Source organism: Klebsiella sp. JN_Kp127 (assembly GCF_040062505.1).
Taxonomy (GTDB): domain Bacteria; phylum Pseudomonadota; class Gammaproteobacteria; order Enterobacterales; family Enterobacteriaceae; genus Klebsiella; species Klebsiella quasipneumoniae.
The window spans coordinates 103,541-120,219 of record NZ_JBEAHS010000009.1 but is presented as its reverse complement, the minus strand read 5'-3'; the positions used below and the strand labels follow the sequence as shown (position 1 = coordinate 120,219).

General features: G+C 58.2%; 14 protein-coding genes. 7 read left to right on the top strand and 7 right to left on the bottom strand.

Annotated features, from left to right (window positions below):
* Nucleotides 1-71: 71 nt before the first annotated feature.
* Genes rfbK through wbdC form a run of 7 tightly spaced genes read left to right on the top strand, consistent with a single transcriptional unit; the run spans nt 72 to nt 10,539 of the window.
* Complete coding sequence (gene rfbK, locus ABLV04_RS06595) at nt 72-1,454, top strand: O9 family phosphomannomutase RfbK (RefSeq protein ID WP_348815507.1); 1,383 nt, start codon at nt 72-74, stop codon at nt 1,452-1,454.
* Nucleotides 1,455-1,459: 5 nt separating this feature from the next.
* Nucleotides 1,460-2,245, top strand: a complete 786-nt coding sequence (wzm, locus tag ABLV04_RS06590) for an O9 family O-antigen export ABC transporter permease subunit (protein ID WP_032453448.1) — start codon at nt 1,460-1,462, stop codon at nt 2,243-2,245.
* Between the two features lie 2 nt (nt 2,246-2,247).
* Entirely contained in the window at nt 2,248-3,543 is a 1,296-nt protein-coding gene (gene wzt / locus ABLV04_RS06585) for an O9 family O-antigen export ABC transporter ATP-binding subunit (protein ID WP_348815505.1), read from the top strand.
* Between the two features lie 19 nt (nt 3,544-3,562).
* On the top strand, nt 3,563-5,689 hold the full coding sequence (locus ABLV04_RS06580) for a methyltransferase domain-containing protein (protein WP_348815504.1): 2,127 nt from the start codon (nt 3,563-3,565) through the stop codon (nt 5,687-5,689).
* A 10-nt stretch (nt 5,690-5,699) separates the two neighbouring features.
* On the top strand, nt 5,700-8,222 hold the full coding sequence (wbdA, locus tag ABLV04_RS06575; protein WP_348815502.1) for a polymannosyl GlcNAc-diphospho-ditrans,octacis-undecaprenol 2,3-alpha-mannosylpolymerase WbdA: 2,523 nt from the start codon (nt 5,700-5,702) through the stop codon (nt 8,220-8,222).
* Between the two features lie 46 nt (nt 8,223-8,268).
* Nucleotides 8,269-9,414 carry a glycosyltransferase family 1 protein gene (locus ABLV04_RS06570; protein ID WP_072413433.1) on the top strand — a complete coding sequence of 382 codons (1,146 nt, stop codon included), beginning with the start codon at nt 8,269-8,271 and terminating at the stop codon, nt 9,412-9,414.
* A gap of 9 nt (nt 9,415-9,423) precedes the next feature.
* On the top strand, nt 9,424-10,539 hold the full coding sequence (gene wbdC, locus ABLV04_RS06565) for an N-acetyl-alpha-D-glucosaminyl-diphospho-ditrans,octacis-undecaprenol 3-alpha-mannosyltransferase WbdC (RefSeq protein WP_004184789.1): 1,116 nt from the start codon (nt 9,424-9,426) through the stop codon (nt 10,537-10,539).
* 38 nt (nt 10,540-10,577) lie between these two features.
* Here wbdC and hisIE read toward each other — a convergent pair whose 3' ends face one another.
* Genes hisIE through hisD form a run of 7 tightly spaced genes read right to left on the bottom strand, consistent with a single transcriptional unit; the run spans nt 10,578 to nt 16,679 of the window.
* The gene (gene hisIE, locus ABLV04_RS06560) at nt 10,578-11,174 is read right to left on the bottom strand and encodes a bifunctional phosphoribosyl-AMP cyclohydrolase/phosphoribosyl-ATP diphosphatase HisIE (protein WP_282279253.1); all 597 of its coding nucleotides are present in this window, start codon (nt 11,172-11,174) and stop codon (nt 10,578-10,580) included.
* Complete coding sequence (gene hisF / locus ABLV04_RS06555; RefSeq protein WP_282279254.1) at nt 11,168-11,944, bottom strand: imidazole glycerol phosphate synthase subunit HisF; 777 nt, start codon at nt 11,942-11,944, stop codon at nt 11,168-11,170. The genes hisIE and hisF overlap by 7 nt, the downstream gene beginning before the upstream one ends.
* Nucleotides 11,926-12,663, bottom strand: coding sequence for a 1-(5-phosphoribosyl)-5-[(5-phosphoribosylamino)methylideneamino]imidazole-4-carboxamide isomerase (gene hisA, locus ABLV04_RS06550; protein ID WP_032453443.1), 738 nt, complete (start codon nt 12,661-12,663; stop codon nt 11,926-11,928). Before hisA ends, hisF begins: the two co-directional genes overlap by 19 nt.
* Nucleotides 12,663-13,253 carry an imidazole glycerol phosphate synthase subunit HisH gene (gene hisH / locus ABLV04_RS06545; RefSeq protein ID WP_002912227.1) on the bottom strand — a complete coding sequence of 197 codons (591 nt, stop codon included), beginning with the start codon at nt 13,251-13,253 and terminating at the stop codon, nt 12,663-12,665. The genes hisA and hisH overlap by 1 nt, the downstream gene beginning before the upstream one ends.
* Nucleotides 13,253-14,320, bottom strand: a complete 1,068-nt coding sequence (gene hisB / locus ABLV04_RS06540; protein WP_017899706.1) for a bifunctional histidinol-phosphatase/imidazoleglycerol-phosphate dehydratase HisB — start codon at nt 14,318-14,320, stop codon at nt 13,253-13,255. The genes hisH and hisB overlap by 1 nt, the downstream gene beginning before the upstream one ends.
* On the bottom strand, nt 14,317-15,378 hold the full coding sequence (gene hisC / locus ABLV04_RS06535) for a histidinol-phosphate transaminase (RefSeq protein WP_032453441.1): 1,062 nt from the start codon (nt 15,376-15,378) through the stop codon (nt 14,317-14,319). The genes hisB and hisC overlap by 4 nt, the downstream gene beginning before the upstream one ends.
* Entirely contained in the window at nt 15,375-16,679 is a 1,305-nt protein-coding gene (gene hisD, locus ABLV04_RS06530; protein WP_348815499.1) for a histidinol dehydrogenase, read from the bottom strand. Before hisD ends, hisC begins: the two co-directional genes overlap by 4 nt.

The window sequence follows — 16,679 nt, the reverse complement described above, 5'->3', positions numbered from 1 at the left end:
CGGCGAGGACGACATTATTCGTATTAAAGACCAGTATGGTCGTTGCTAATTTTTTCGGGACAAAACGCAGAATGACACAGTTAACATGCTTTAAGGCTTATGACATCCGTGGTGAACTGGGCGAGGAGCTGAACGAGGACATCGCCTACCGTATCGGCCGCGCCTACGGCGAATTTCTGAAACCCGGGAAGATAGTGGTGGGGGGCGATGTGCGCCTCACCAGCGAGTCGCTGAAGCTGGCGCTGGCCCGCGGGCTGATGGACGCCGGCACCGACGTGCTGGATATCGGCCTGAGCGGCACGGAAGAGATTTACTTCGCCACTTTCCACCTCGGGGTGGACGGCGGTATCGAGGTGACGGCGAGCCACAACCCGATGAACTACAACGGCATGAAGCTGGTGCGCGAGAACGCGAAGCCCATCAGCGGCGACACCGGCCTGCGTGACATCCAGCGCCTGGCGGAGGAAAACCAGTTCCCGCCGGTGGACCCGGCGCGTCGCGGCACCCTGCGCCAGATTTCGGTGCTGAAGGAGTACGTTGACCACCTGATGGGCTACGTGGACCTGGCGAACTTCACCCGTCCGCTGAAGCTGGTGGTGAACTCCGGCAACGGGGCGGCGGGGCATGTGATTGATGAGGTGGAGAAACGCTTCGCGGCGGCCGGGGCGCCGGTGACCTTTATCAAGGTGCATCACCAGCCGGACGGCCATTTCCCGAACGGTATCCCGAACCCGCTGCTGCCGGAGTGCCGCCAGGACACCGCCGACGCGGTGTGTGCGCATCAGGCGGACATGGGGATCGCCTTTGACGGCGACTTCGACCGCTGCTTCCTGTTCGATGACGAGGCGTCGTTTATCGAGGGGTACTACATTGTCGGCCTGCTGGCGGAAGCGTTCCTGCAGAAGCAGCCGGGGGCGAAAATCATTCACGACCCGCGTCTGACGTGGAACACGGTGGACATCGTGACCCGCAGCGGCGGCCAGCCGGTGATGTCGAAGACGGGGCATGCGTTCATCAAGGAGCGGATGCGCCAGGAAGACGCCATCTACGGTGGGGAGATGAGCGCGCACCATTACTTCCGCGACTTCGCCTACTGCGACAGCGGGATGATCCCGTGGCTGCTGGTGGCGGAGCTGCTGTGCCTGAAGAACAGCTCGCTGAAATCGCTGGTGGCGGACCGCCAGGCGGCATTCCCGGCGTCGGGGGAGATCAACCGCAAGCTGGGAAATGCGGCGGAGGCGATCGCGCGCATCCGGGCGCAGTATGAGCCGGCGGCCGCACACATCGACACAACGGACGGTATCAGTATTGAATACCCTGAGTGGCGCTTTAACCTGCGCACATCCAACACGGAGCCGGTGGTGCGCCTGAACGTTGAGTCCAGAGCGGATACGGCGTTGATGAACGAGAAAACCGCCGAGCTGCTCAACCTGTTAAAAGAGGAATCGCTTTGAGTCCTATGTTTTCAGCGATCTATCGCTACCGTGGCTTTATTATTGACAGCGTTAAACGGGACTTTCAGTCCCGTTACCAGACCAGCTTTTTAGGCGCGGCATGGCTGATCTTGCAGCCGATCGCCATGATTTCCGTCTATACATTAATCTTTTCTGAATTAATGCGTGCCCGCCTGGCGGGCATGGACGGCCCTTTTGCCTATAGCATCTACCTCTGTTCCGGGGTGTTAACCTGGGGGCTGTTCACGGAAACGCTCAACAATCTGGTCAACGTTTTTTTGACCAACGCCAACATTCTTAAAAAGCTCAGCTTTCCGCGGATCTGTTTACCGATCATCGTCACCGCTTCGGCGTTCATTAACTTTCTGATCATTTTCGGTCTGTTTGTGCTGTTTCTGATCGTCACGGGGAATTTCCCGGGCATGATTTTCTTTGAAATCATTCCGGTGCTGATCGTCCAGATGCTGTTCACCCTGGGCCTGGGGATTATCCTCGGCGTGCTGAACGTTTTTGTCCGCGACATCGGCCAGTTCGTCAATATTCTGCTGCAGTTTTGGTTCTGGTTTACGCCTATTGTTTACGTGTCCAAAACGCTGCCGGAATGGGTTTCAGGCCTGCTGGCCTATAACCCGATGGCGACCATTATCGGTTCCTACCAGAATGTGATGCTCTATCACCAGAGCCCTGACTGGATGGCGCTGCTTCCGGTCACGGTGGTGTCGGTCATTCTGTTTTTATTTGCCTGGCGTTTATTTAAAAAACATGCCGCTGATATTGTGGACGAGATTTAATCATGAGTATCAAAGTTCAGCACGTCGGCAAGGCGTATAAATATTACCCATCCAAATGGAACCGGGTCATTGAGAAACTGCTGCCGGGCGATAAGCCGCGGCACAGCAAAAAATGGGTGTTAAAAGACATCAATTTCAGCATTGAACCCGGTGAAGCAGTCGGTATTGTCGGGGTGAACGGCGCAGGTAAAAGTACGTTGCTGAAGCTGCTAACCGGCACCACCCAGCCCACCAAAGGCAGCATTGAGATCCAGGGGCGCGTCGCTGCGCTGCTGGAGCTGGGCATGGGGTTCCATCCCGACTTTACCGGCCGGCAGAACGTGTATATGTCCGGGCTGATGATGGGCCTGAGCCGGGAAGAGATCGAGCGCTTAATGCCTGAGATCGAAGCCTTTGCGGATATCGGCGACTACATTGAAGAGCCGGTGCGCATCTATTCAAGCGGCATGCAAATGCGCCTGGCGTTCGCCGTGGCCACCGCTTCTCGCCCGGATATTCTGATCGTCGATGAAGCGCTCTCCGTTGGCGACTCCCGCTTTCAGGCGAAGTGCTACGCCCGCATTGCGGACTTCAAAAAGCAGGGCACCACGCTGCTGCTGGTTTCCCACAGCGCCGGGGATATCGTCAAACACTGCGACCGCGCCATCTTCCTCAAAAATGGTGACATTTGCATGGACGGCACCGCCCGTGACGTGACCAACCGTTACCTGGATGAGCTGTTTGGCAAACCTGATAAAGACAGCGCCAAGAAAAGCGAAACGGCTACCTCGTCAGCCAGTGGCGAAAGCCAGATGTCGCTCGATGAGATTGAAGATGTGTACCACACGCGACCAGGCTACCGTCCGGAAGAGTACCGCTGGGGGCAGGGGGGCGCGAAAATCATCGATTACCATATTCAGAGCGCCGGGGATGATTTTCCGCCTTCGCTGACGGGCAATCAGCAGACCGATTTTCTGATGAAGGTCGTGTTTGAATACGATTTTGATTGCGTGGTGCCAGGCATCCTGATTAAGACCCTCGATGGCTTATTCCTCTACGGAACCAACTCTTTCCTCGCCTCAGAAGGGCGCGAGAATATTTCGGTTTCCCGCGGCGATGTTCGGGTGTTTAAATTTAGCCTTCCGGTGGATTTAAACAGTGGCGATTACCTGCTGTCATTTGGTATCTCTGCCGGCAACCCGCAGACGGATATGACGCCGCTGGACAGACGTTACGACTCCATTATTTTACATGTGACCAAGAGCATGGATTTTTGGGGTGTCATCGATCTTAAGTCGTCCTTTACTAGCTACCAATGACGTTGAGAAAAACGATTCCATGACTAAAAACTTAAACACGCTGGTTAGCGAATTACCTGAGATTTATCAAACTATTTTTGGCCATCCCGAGTGGGATGGCGACGCCGCTCGCGATTGTAATCAACGTCTCGATTTGATTACCGAACAGTACGATAACTTATCCCGGGCGCTGGGCCGCCCGCTTAAAGTTCTCGATCTGGGCTGCGCTCAGGGCTTTTTCAGCCTGAGCCTGGCAAGCAAAGGCGCGACTATCGTTGGTATCGATTTCCAGCAGGAAAACATTAACGTGTGCCGCGCACTGGCCGAAGAAAACCCCGACTTTGCCGCCGAATTCCGGGTAGGCAGAATTGAAGAGGTGATCGCCGCGCTGGAAGAGGGCGAGTTTGATCTGGCCATTGGCTTAAGCGTGTTTCACCATATTGTTCATCTTCATGGTATCGATGAAGTTAAACGTCTGCTCTCGCGCCTGGCGGATGTCACCCAGGCGGTGATCCTTGAGCTGGCGGTGAAAGAAGAACCGCTCTACTGGGGCGTTTCTCAGCCGGACGATCCCCGCGAACTAATTGAGCAGTGCGCGTTTTATCGCCTGATTGGCGAGTTTGATACCCATTTATCCCCCGTTCCGCGCCCGATGTACCTGGTCAGCAACCACCGGGTGCTGCTCAACGATTTTAATCAGCCGTTCCAGCACTGGCAAAATCAGCCCTATGCCGGGGCCGGCCTGGCGCATAAGCGCAGCCGTCGCTACTTCTTTGGCGAAGATTATGTGTGCAAGTTTTTCTATTACGACATGCCCCACGGCATCCTGACGGCGGAAGAGAGCCAGCGTAATAAACATGAACTGCATAATGAAATAAAGTTCCTGGCGCAACCGCCAGCGGGCTTTGACGCGCCAGCATTACTGGCCCACGGCGAAAACGCCCAGTCTGGCTGGCTGGTGATGGAAAAGCTCCCGGGTAGCTTGCTGAGCGATATGCTGGCGGCCGGGGAAGAGATCGATCGTGAAAAAATCCTTGGCACCTTGCTCCGTTCCTTAGCGGCGCTGGAGAAGCAAGGGTTCTGGCATGACGATGTGCGCCCATGGAACGTGATGGTCGATGCCCGGCAGCATGCCCGCTTAATCGACTTCGGCTCTATCGTCACCACCCCACAGGACTGCAGCTGGCCGACAAACCTTGTCCAGTCGTTTTTCGTGTTTGTGAACGAGCTGTTTGCCGAAAACAAAAACATAAACGGTTTCTGGCGCTCGGCGCCCGTGCATCCGTTCAACCTGCCGCAGCCGTGGTCAAACTGGCTGTATGCGGTCTGGCAGGAGCCGGTTGACAGCTGGAACTTTGCCCTGCTGTTAGCGCTGTTCGACAAGAAAGCGAAACTGCCTTCAGCTGAACAGCAGCGTGGGGCGACGGAGCAGTGGATCATCGCTCAGGAGACGGTGCTGCTGGAGCTCCAGTCCCGGGTGCGCAATGAAAGCGCCGGCTCGGAGGCGATGCGTGGGGAAATCCATGCCCTGGAGCAACAGATCGTTCAGCTGCAGGTGGCACAGGATGCGTTAGTCGAGAAAGTGCAACAGCCAGTGGAAGTCAGCCATGAGCTGAGCTGGCTGACTGAGAATATGGCGCAGCTGACCGCGCTGCTGGAGTCGGCACAAGCGCACGCCCAGGCTGACATTCAGCCCGAGCTGCCGCCGGAAACCGCTGAGCTCCTCCAGCGACTGGAAGCCGCTAACCGGGAGATTCACCATTTACATAACGAAAACCAGCAGCTTCGCCAGGAAATTGAAAAAATCCATCGCAGCCGTTCCTGGAGAATGACCAAGGGTTATCGTTATCTTGGACTGCAGATCCATTTGCTGAGGCAGTATGGTTTCGTGCAGCGTTGTAAACATTTTATTAAACGCGTCCTGCGGTTTGTTTTCTCGTTTATGAGAAAACATCCGAAGGTAAAACATACCGCGGTAAATGGGTTACATAAGCTGGGCCTTTATCAGCCGGCCTATCGTTTGTATCGTCGTATGAATCCGCTGCCGCACAGCCAGTATCAGGCTGATGCGCAAATTTTATCGCAGACTGAGCTGCAAGTGATGCATCCGGAGCTTTTACCTCCGGAGGTTTATGAAATTTATCTCAAACTAACGAAAAATAAATAAGGAGATTAACTTGCATATTTTGATTGATGTCCAGGGTTACCAGTCGGAAAGTAAATTCCGCGGTATCGGTCGCAGTACCCTGGCCATGAGCCGCGCCATTATTGAAAATGCCGGCGAGCATCGCGTCAGTATTCTGATCAATGGTATGTATCCCATTGACAATATTAATGATGTAAAAATGGCCTATCGGGACCTGCTGGCGGACGAGGATATGTTCATCTTCTCCGCCGTTGCGCCAACGGCCTATTGCAATATTGATAACCACGGCCGTAGCAAAGCCGCCCAGGCGGCCCGCGATATCGCTATCGCCAATATCGCGCCTGATATTGTCTATGTTATTAGCTTCTTCGAAGGCCATGGGGATAGTTATACCGTGTCCATTCCGGCGGACAATGTGCCGTGGAAGACAGTGTGCGTATGCCACGATCTGATCCCGCTGTTAAATAAAGAGCGTTATCTCGGCGATCCGAATTTCCGCGAGTTTTATATGAACAAGCTGGCGGAGTTTGAGCGGGCGGACGCGATCTTCGCTATTTCGCAGTCGGCGGCCCAGGAAGTGATCGAATATACCGACATCGCCAGCGATCGAGTGCTGAACATCTCCTCGGCGGTGGGGGAAGAGTTTGCGGTTATCGACTATTCCGCCGAGCGTATTCAGTCTTTAAAAGACAAATACAGCCTGCCCGATGAGTTTATTCTGACGCTGGCGATGATCGAGCCGCGGAAAAACATCGAAGCGCTTATTCACGCCTACAGCATGCTGCCTGCCGAATTGCAGCAGCGCTATCCGATGGTGCTGGCGTATAAGGTGCACCCGGAGGATCTGGAGCGGATTCTGCGTCTGGCGGAAAGCTATGGCCTGTCACGCAGCCAGCTTATCTTTACCGGCTTCCTGACCGACGACGATCTGATTGCCCTGTACAACCTGTGCAAACTGTTTGTGTTCCCGTCGCTGCATGAAGGTTTCGGCCTGCCGCCGCTGGAAGCGATGCGCTGCGGGGCGGCGACCTTAGGTTCAAACATTACCAGCCTGCCGGAAGTCATTGGCTGGGAAGATGCCATGTTCAATCCGCATGACGTGCAGGATATTCGCCGGGTGATGGAGAAGGCGCTGACCGATGAGGCGTTTTACCGTGAGCTGAAGGCGCATGCTCTGACGCAGTCGGCCAAATTCTCCTGGGCCAATACCGCCCATCTGGCGATCGAGGGTTTCACTCGCCTGCTGCAGTCGTCCAAAGAGGCGGATGCCGGGCAGGTGGAAGGCGTGACCGCCTCGCGCCTTCAGACGATGCAGAAAATCGATGCGCTGAGCGAAGTCGACCGTCTGGGGCTGGCGTGGGCGGTTGCGCGCAACGGCTTTAAGCGCCATACCCGCAAGCTGCTGGTGGATATTTCGGTTCTGGCGAAGCATGACGCGAAGACCGGGATCCAGCGCGTCTCGCGCAGTATTCTTAGCGAATTACTGAAATCCGGCGTGCCGGGTTATGAGGTTTCCGCCGTCTACTACACCCCTGGCGAGTGTTATCGCTACGCTAACCAATATCTGTCCAGTAACTTCCCGGGCGAATATGGTGCCGACGAGCCGGTGCTGTTCAGTAAAGATGATATTCTGATCGCCACCGATCTGACCGCGCATCTCTTCCCGGAGGTGGTGACGCAAATTGACAGCATGCGCGCCGCCGGGGCGTTCGCCTGCTTCGTGGTGCATGATATTTTGCCATTACGTCGCCCGGAGTGGAGTATCGAAGGCATTCAGCGTGAATTCCCGATCTGGCTGTCCTGCCTCGCAGAGCATGCCGACCGGCTGATCTGCGTCTCTGCCAGCGTCGCCGAGGATGTGAAAGCGTGGATTGCGGAAAATAGCCATTGGGTGAAACCGAATCCGCTGCTGACCGTCAGCAACTTCCATCTGGGCGCCGACCTCGATGCCAGCGTACCGTCCACTGGTATGCCGGACAATGCACAGGCGCTGTTAGCCACGATGGCCGCAGCCCCGTCATTTATCATGGTTGGCACCATGGAGCCGCGCAAAGGCCACGCCCAGACGCTGGCCGCCTTCGAGGAGCTGTGGCGCGAGGGCAAAGAGTACAACTTGTTTATCGTCGGCAAACAGGGCTGGAACGTTGACAGCTTGTGCGAAAAATTACGCCATCATCCGCAGCTGAACAAAAAGCTGTTCTGGCTGCAGAATATCAGCGACGAGTTTTTGGCCGAGCTATATGCTCGTTCACGCGCGCTGATCTTTGCCTCGCAGGGCGAGGGCTTTGGCCTGCCGTTGATTGAAGCGGCGCAGAAAAAGCTGCCGGTGATTATCCGCGATATCCCGGTGTTTAAAGAGATTGCTCAGGAACATGCCTGGTATTTCTCCGGGGAAGCGCCGGCCGACATCGCGAAGGCTGTCGAAGACTGGTTAGCCCTGTATGAGCAAAACGCGCATCCTCGCTCCGAAAATATCAACTGGTTAACCTGGAAGCAGAGCGCGGAATTTCTCCTGAAAAACCTGCCGATTATCGCGCCAGCCGCGAAGCAATAATCGCTATCAACAGGGCCGCCCCGGTGGCCCTTGTGATGAGTTCGTTATGAAAATTATTTTTGCTACTGAGCCAATTAAATACCCATTAACGGGCATCGGTCGGTATTCCCTGGAGCTGGTTAAGCGGCTGGCGGTCGCTCGCGAAATCGAAGAGCTGAAGCTGTTTCACGGCGCGTCGTTTATCGATCAGATCCCCCAGGTTGAGAATAAAAGCGATACCAAAGCCAGCAATCATGGTCGTCTGTCAGCGTTTCTGCGCCGCCAGCCGCTGCTGATTGAGGCGTATCGTCTGCTGCACCCGCGGCGCCAGGCATGGGCATTGCGCGACTATAAAGATTACATCTACCATGGTCCCAATTTTTATCTGCCGCATCGCCTGGAACGCGCTGTGACCACGTTTCATGACATCTCCATTTTTACCTGCCCGGAATATCATCCAAAAGATCGGGTTCGCTATATGGAGAAGTCCCTGCACGAGAGCCTCGATTCGGCAAAGCTGATCCTGACCGTCTCTGACTTCTCGCGCAGTGAAATCATCCGCCTGTTCAACTATCCGGCGGATCGGATCGTCACCACCAAGCTGGCCTGCAGCAGCGACTATATTCCGCGCAGCCCGGCGGAGTGCCTGCCGGTCCTGCAAAAATATCAGCTGGCGTGGCAGGGCTACGCGTTGTATATCGGCACTATGGAGCCGCGTAAAAATATCCGCGGTTTGCTGCAGGCCTATCAGCTGCTGCCGATGGAGACCCGCATGCGCTACCCGCTGATCCTCAGCGGTTATCGCGGCTGGGAAGACGATATGCTGTGGCAGTTAGTCGAGCGCGGTACGCGGGAAGGGTGGATCCGTTACCTGGGCTATGTCCCGGATGAAGACCTGCCTTATCTGTACGCGGCGGCCAGAACCTTTGTTTATCCCTCCTTCTATGAGGGATTCGGTTTACCTATTCTTGAAGCGATGTCTTGCGGTGTGCCGGTAGTATGTTCCAATGTCACTTCTTTGCCTGAGGTGGTTGGCGATGCCGGCCTCGTTGCCGATCCTAATGATGTAGACGCGATTAGCGCGCATATTTTGCAGAGCCTGCAGGATGATAGCTGGCGGGAAATCGCCACCGCGCGCGGTCTTGCCCAGGCGAAACAGTTTTCGTGGGAGAACTGTACGACCCAGACCATTAACGCCTATAAATTACTCTAAGGGTGTCAGTTGAGAGTTCTACACGTCTATAAGACCTACTATCCCGATACCTACGGCGGTATTGAGCAGGTCATTTATCAGCTCAGTCAGGGCTGCGCCCGCCGGGGAATCGCAGCCGATGTATTTACTTTTAGCCCGGACAAAGAGACAGGACCTGTCGCCTACGAAGACCATCGGGTCATTTATAATAAGCAGCTTTTTGAAATTGCCTCCACGCCGTTTTCGCTGAAAGCGTTAAAGCGTTTTAAGCAGATTAAAGATGATTACGACATCATCAACTACCATTTTCCGTTTCCATTCATGGACATGTTGCATCTCTCGGCGCGGCCTGACGCCAGAACGGTGGTGACCTATCACTCTGATATTGTGAAACAAAAACGGTTGATGAAGCTGTACCAGCCGCTGCAGGAGCGATTCCTCGCCAGCGTAGACTGCATTGTCGCCTCGTCTCCCAACTACGTGGCCTCCAGCCAGACCCTGAAAAAATATCAGGATAAAACCGTGGTGATCCCGTTTGGTCTGGAGCAGCACGACGTGCAGCACGATCCGCAGCGGGTGGCGCACTGGCGGGAAACCGTCGGCGACAACTTCTTCCTTTTCGTCGGCGCTTTCCGCTACTACAAAGGGCTGCACATTCTGCTGGATGCCGCCGAGCGTAGCCGGCTGCCGGTGGTGATTGTCGGGGGCGGGCCGCTGGAGGCGGAAGTGCGTCGTGAAGCGCAGCAGCGTGGGCTGAGCAATGTGGTATTTACCGGCATGCTCAACGACGAAGATAAATACATTCTCTTCCAGCTCTGCCGTGGCGTGGTCTTCCCCTCGCATCTGCGCTCCGAGGCGTTTGGCATTACGTTACTGGAAGGCGCGCGCTTCGCCAGGCCGCTGATCTCCTGCGAGATCGGCACCGGGACCTCGTTCATTAACCAGGACAAAGTGAATGGCTGCGTGATCCCGCCGAATGACAGCCAGGCGCTGGTGGAGGCGATGAATGAGCTCTGGCATAACGATGAAACCGCCAGCCGCTATGGCGAAAACTCGCGTCGTCGTTTTGAAGAGATGTTTACTGCTGACCATATGATTGACGCTTACGTCAATCTCTACACTACGCTGCTGGAAAGCAAATCCTGAGGCCAGCTACCCCCGCCGTTGCGGCGGGGGTCAACGCGTTAGTGCCGACTTTTCAGATTATCAATCACTTCCCCGAGATCCAGCCCCTGGTCCTGCAGCAGCACCAGCAGGTGATACATCAGGTCCGACGCCTCATTCTTCAGCTCGAAGCGGTCGTTCACCGTGGCGGCCAGCGCGGTCTCCACGCCTTCTTCCCCCACTTTCTGCGCAATACGCTTGGTACCGCTGGCATACAGCTTCGCCGTGTAGGAGCTCTCCGGGTCGGCGTGCTTACGCTCGGCCAGCAGCTGCTCCAGCTGATAGAGGAACAGCCACTGGTGGCCGGCGTCGCCGAAGCAGCTGGTGGTGCCTTTGTGGCAGGTCGGCCCGATCGGATTCGCCAGCACCAGCAGCGTATCGTTGTCGCAGTCCGGCGTGATGCTCACTACGTTGAGGACATGGCCCGAGGTTTCACCCTTGGTCCACAGCCGCTGTTTGGTGCGTGAGTAAAAGGTGACCTTGCCGGTGGCTTCGGTTTTCTCCAGCGCCTCCTTGTTCATGTAGCCCAGCATCAGCACTTCGCCGGATACGGCGTGCTGTACGATGGCCGGCATCATGCCGTCCGTTTTTTCCCAGTCCAGCTGTTCAGTCAACATACCCTTATCTCCACGCCCTGTGCCGACAGGTACGCTTTCAGTTCGCCAATATTAATAATCTGTTTGTGGAATACCGAGGCCGCCAGCGCGCCGTCAACGTTGGCGTCGCGGAAGGCTTCAAGGAAGTGTTCCATGGTGCCCGCGCCGCCGGAGGCGATCAGCGGCACATGGCACACTGCGCGAACCTTCGCCAGCTGCTGCAGATCGTAGCCGTTGCGCACCCCGTCCTGGTTCATCATATTGAGGACGATCTCGCCCGCGCCGCGCTTCTGCACTTCCTCCACCCAGTCGAGGGTTTCCCACTGCGTCACCCGGGTGCGGCTCTCGTCGCCGGTGTACTGATTGACGTGATATTTGCCGGTCTCTGCATCAAACCAGGTATCAATCCCCACCACAATGCACTGCACGCCAAAGCGGTCGGCAAGGCGGGTGATCAGCGTCGGGTCGGCGAGGGCAGGGGAGTTAATCGAGATCTTATCGGCGCCAAAGGAGAGGATCTGCGCCGCGTCTTCCAGCGACTTGATCCCGCCCGCCACGCAGAAAGGAATATCAATCACTTCCGCCACCCGCGACACCCAGCTCTTGTCGACCACCCGGCCGTCGCTGGAGGCGGTGATATCATAGAACACCAGCTCGTCGGCGCCTTCGTCGGCATAGCGCTTGGCCAGCGGGACGATGTCGCCGATGATCTCGTGATTACGGAACTGCACGCCTTTCACTACCTGGCCGTCGCGGACGTCGAGGCAGGGGATTATCCGTTTTGCCAGCATTGAATGGCCTCCGTTACGTTGAATTTACCTTCCAGCAGCGCGCGACCGACAATCACGCCGCGCACCCCGGTGCCGCGCAGGGCGGCAATATCATTGAGATCGCCGATGCCGCCGGATGACTGAAACGCCACCTGCGGGTAGCGGGCGCAGACTTCCTCATACAGCGAGACGTTGGAGCCCGCCAGCGTGCCGTCACGGGAGATATCGGTGCACAGCACATGCTGCAGGCCGACCGGCAGATAGCTCTCCACCAGCTCCTCCAGGGTCACGCCGGAGTTCTCCTGCCAGCCGCTGACCGCCACCTGCTTATTGCCGTCGGCGTCGATACGCACGTCGAGCGCCAGCACCAGCCGTTCAGGGCCAAAGCGTTTAAACCAGCCTTTCACTTCCTCCGGGGATTTCACCGCGGTGGAGCCGACCACCACGCGGGCGACGCCGGCGTCAAGCAGGGCCGCGACATCCGCCTCGGTCCGCACGCCGCCGCCGACCTGCACCGGGACGTCAACGCCGGCGACCAGCGATTTCAGCAGCGGGATCTGGCGCTTCGCCGGATCCTTCGCCCCGGTCAGGTCGACCAGGTGCAGGACTTCCGCCCCCTGAGCGGCATAGGACTGCAGGCGCGGCAGCGGATCGCTGCCGTAGTCGCGCTGCTGGCCGTAATCGCCCTGGTGGAGACGAACGACGGTGCCGTCGATTAAATCTAACGCAGGAATAATCATCACATCTCCAGGAAGTTTTTCAGCAGCTGCGCCCCGGCGCTCCCGGAGCGCTCCGGGTGGAACTGCACGCCAAAGAAGTTATCTTTCTGCACCGCGGCGGTAAACGCCTCGCCGTAATTGCACTGGGCGATGGTGTACGGGTTGACCGGCATGGCGTAGCTGTGGACGAAGTAGAAATACGCGCCTTCTTCAATGCCGCGGAACAGACGATCGCCCGCTTTGGCATACACCCGGTTCCAGCCCATGTGCGGCAGCGGCAGGCCGTGGTCGGTCATCTTCGGCACCTCTTCCTCGATAATGCCCAGCAGATCGACGCCGTTGTTCTCTTCGCTGCGCTTGCCGAGCAGCTGCATGCCCAGGCAGATACCCAGCACCGGCTGGGTACAGGCTTTGATCAGATCGATCAGCTCGCGGTCGCGCAGCTGGTCCATCGCCGCCTGGGCGGTGCCGACGCCGGGAAGAAACAGTTTATCGGCACGCAATACCACCTCCGGATCGCGGCTGACCACCGGCTCATAGCCGTGGCGGCCAATCGCCGATTTCACCGAATTGAGGTTGGCGCACCCGGTATCAAGGATCACCACATTCATTACAGCACCCCTTTGGAAGACGGCAGGGCATCGCCCTGGACGCGGATCGCCTGGCGCAGCGTACGGCCAAAGGCTTTGAACAGGCTCTCCACGCGGTGGTGATCGTTCTTGCCCTTGGTTTTCAGGTGCAGCGTCACCGCCATGGTGTAAGAGAGCGAGCGGAAGAAGTGTTCCACCATCTCGGTGCTCAGATCGCCGACGCGCTGGTAGGTGAAGTCCGCCTTATACTCCAGGTGCGGACGGCCGGAGATATCCAGCGCGCAGCGGGCGAGACACTCGTCCATCGGCAGCACGAAGCCGAAGCGGTTGATGCCGCGCTTGTCGCCGAGCGCCAGCTTCAGGGCTTCGCCGAGGGCCAGGCCGGTATCTTCCACCGTGTGGTGATCGTCGATGTACAGATCGCCGCCGACGTTGACCTCCATGCGGAAGCCGCCATGGGTGGCGATTTGGTCGAGCATATGGTCAAAAAAGCCGACGCCGGTGTGGATCTTGCTGCCGCCTTCGCGGTCCAGCCACACTTTCACATCCACCTGGGTCTCTTTGGTGATGCGCTCGACGTGGGCATAGCGGTCGCGGCGGGTCAGCTGCTCGCAGATGGTCGGCCAGTTCAGGGTCTCGCGGTCATAGCGCAGACCGATAATCCCCATGTTATCCGCCAGCTCAAGGTCGGTGGCCCGGTCGCCAATCACGTAGCTGTGGGCTTTATCCAGCACGCCTTCTTCCAGCCACGGCAGCACCAGCTGGGTTTTCGGTTTGCGGCAGGCGCAGTTGTCGCCCGGGAAGTGCGGACAAATCAGCACTTCCTCAAAGTTAACGCCCTGCGAGGCGAAGATCTGCATCATCAGGTTGTGTGGGCCATCAAACGCCTCCTGCGGCAGGCTGTCGGTACCCAGACCGTCCTGGTTGGTGATCATCACCAGCTTATAGCCTTCCTGCTGCAGCTTCAGCAGCGCCGGGATCACCTGCGGCTCAAACGCCAGCTTGTCGAAACGGTCCACCTGGAAATCTACCGGCGGTTCGGAAATCAGGGTGCCGTCACGGTCAATAAAGAGATACTTCTGGGTCATACATTCTCCGCAGTCAAGGCGTCAATCACGCGCTGGCTCTCGGCACGGGTACCGATAGTGATACGCAAACAGCCGCTCAATGAAGGTTGTTTATTCTGGTCACGTAAGATAATGCCCTGATCCCACAAAGATTTAAACACTGCGCTGGAGGCGGTTATCCGCGCCAGGACGTAGTTGGTCTCGGAATCGAAGACCTGCTCCACGCAGGCGATGCCGCGCAGCTGTTCCACCAGGTAGCGGCGCTCGTCGAGGATCTGCGCCACGCGCTGACGCATCGCGGCGATCCCTTCCGCGCTCAGCGCCTGGGCGGCGATATCGGCCACCGGCGTGGAGAGCGGGTACGGCGCGATCACTTTCAGCAGCACGTTAATCACCTCGGCGTTGGCGAGGGTGAAGCCGCAGCGCAGGCCGGCGAGGGCAAAGGCTTTGGACAGCGTGCGCAGCACCACCAGGTGCGGGTAGTCGCTGAGCCAGCCGGCGAGCGTCGCCTGCGGGCAGAATTCAATATAGGCTTCGTCGGCCACCACGATGGCTTTGCCGCGGGTCATCTCCAGCAGGTCGCGCATCGACTGCGGGTCGATAATCTGCCCGGTCGGGTTGTTCGGGCTGCAGACGAAGACCACTTTCACCCCGTCCAGCTTTGCCTCGATGCCCGGCAGGTCGAGCTGCCAGTCGGCCAGCGTCGGCACGGTGCGGCATTCGACGCCGATGGTCTCGGCGCTGACGCTGTACATGCCGTAGGTGGGCGGGCAGTAGAGCACCGCGTCTTCGCCTGGCTCGCAGAAGGCGCGGATCAGCAGCTCAATGCCTTCGTCGGCGCCGCGGCTGACCAGCACCTGCTCCGGTTTAACCCCGGCGTAGCGGGCGTAGTTCTCAATCACCGCCTTCGGCTGCGGCTCCGGGTAGCGGTTCAGCGTCTGCTCGGTCAGCTGGAAGGCCACGGCGGTGGGGAATTCGTTAGCGTTCAGCCAGACGTCGCCTTTCCCGCCCAGGCGGCGAGCGGATTGATACGGGGTCAGCGCACGGACGTTGGCGCGGGCTAAATCTTCAATGCTCATGCTTGCTCCTTCAGGGCGGCAACGCGCAGCGTTACGGCGTTTTTGTGGGCGTCAAGGCGCTCGGCGGCGGCCAGAATCTCAATCGTCGAAGCGAGGGCGGCAAAGCCGTCGCGCGACAGCTCCTGCACGGTCATCCGCTTCTGGAAGTCGGCCAGACCGAGGCTCGAACAGGTGGCGGTATAGCCATAGGTCGGCAGGACGTGGTTGGTGCCCGAGGCGTAGTCGCCCGCGGATTCCGGCGACCAGTCGCCAAGGAAAACCGAACCGGCGCTGGTGATGCTGTCCACCAGCTCTCGGGCCTGACGGGTCTGAATGATCAGGTGTTCCGGGCCATACTGGTTGGAGATAGCCACGCACTGCGCCAGGTCGCGGGCCACGATGATGCGGCTGGCGGAGAGCGCCACGCGGGCGGTTTCGGCGCGCGGCAGGGCGGCCAGCTGGCGCTCCACGGCCTCGGCGACGCGGCTGCCCATCCCGGCGTCCGGGGTCAGGAGGATCACCTGCGAGTCCGGGCCGTGTTCCGCCTGGGACAGCAGGTCAGAGGCGACAAAGTCCGGGTTGGCGCCGCTGTCGGCGATCACCAGCACTTCTGACGGGCCGGCCGGCATATCGATGGCCGCGCCGTCCAGACGCTGGCTGACCTGGCGTTTGGCTTCCGTGACGTAAGCGTTACCCGGGCCAAAGATTTTATCCACCTTCGGCACCGACTCGGTACCGAGGGAGAGGGCGGCGATGGCCTGCGCGCCGCCGACGTTAAAGATGGTTTTCACGCCGCACAGCTGCGCGGCGTAGAGGATCTCATCGGCGATCGGCGGCGGCGAGCAGAGCACCACCTGCTGACAGCCGGCGATGCGCGCCGGCGTCGCCAGCATCAGCACCGTGGAGAACAGCGGCGCCGAGCCGCCCGGAATATACAGCCCGACGGAGGCGATAGGGCGGGTCACCTGCTGGCAGCGCACCCCCGGCAGCGTTTCGACATCCACCGCCTGCAGCTGTTGCGCGTTGTGGAAGGTCTCGATGTTTTGCACCGCCACCGCCATCGCCTGCTTCAGCTCGTCGCTGAGGCGCTCGCCGGCGGCGGCAATCTCCGCCTCGCTCACCTGCAGCGCGGCGACGGTGGTTTTATCAAACTTCGCGCTGTATTCGCGCAGCGCCGCGTCGCCGTTGGCTTTGACGTTATCGAGGATCGCCGCCACCGTTTTACTGATGCTGTCGGAGGCGGAAATCGCCGGGCGCGTTAAGAGTTGTTGCTGTTGGTCTGCGCTACAGCCGTTCCAGTCGATGATTGTGTTGAAGCTCAT

Coding starts and splice junctions, on each gene's coding strand:
- rfbK (WP_348815507.1), top strand. CDS start 72: ATGACACAGTTAACATGCTTTAAGGCTTATGACATCCGTGGTGAACTG.
- wzm (WP_032453448.1), top strand. CDS start 1,460: ATGTTTTCAGCGATCTATCGCTACCGTGGCTTTATTATTGACAGCGTT.
- wzt (WP_348815505.1), top strand. CDS start 2,248: ATGAGTATCAAAGTTCAGCACGTCGGCAAGGCGTATAAATATTACCCA.
- ABLV04_RS06580 (WP_348815504.1), top strand. CDS start 3,563: ATGACTAAAAACTTAAACACGCTGGTTAGCGAATTACCTGAGATTTAT.
- ABLV04_RS06570 (WP_072413433.1), top strand. CDS start 8,269: ATGAAAATTATTTTTGCTACTGAGCCAATTAAATACCCATTAACGGGC.
- hisIE (WP_282279253.1), bottom strand. CDS start 11,174: ATGTTGACTGAACAGCTGGACTGGGAAAAAACGGACGGCATGATGCCG.
- hisF (WP_282279254.1), bottom strand. CDS start 11,944: ATGCTGGCAAAACGGATAATCCCCTGCCTCGACGTCCGCGACGGCCAG.
- hisA (WP_032453443.1), bottom strand. CDS start 12,663: ATGATTATTCCTGCGTTAGATTTAATCGACGGCACCGTCGTTCGTCTC.
- hisH (WP_002912227.1), bottom strand. CDS start 13,253: ATGAATGTGGTGATCCTTGATACCGGGTGCGCCAACCTCAATTCGGTG.
- hisB (WP_017899706.1), bottom strand. CDS start 14,320: ATGACCCAGAAGTATCTCTTTATTGACCGTGACGGCACCCTGATTTCC.
- hisC (WP_032453441.1), bottom strand. CDS start 15,378: ATGAGCATTGAAGATTTAGCCCGCGCCAACGTCCGTGCGCTGACCCCG.
- hisD (WP_348815499.1), bottom strand. CDS start 16,679: ATGAGCTTCAACACAATCATCGACTGGAACGGCTGTAGCGCAGACCAA.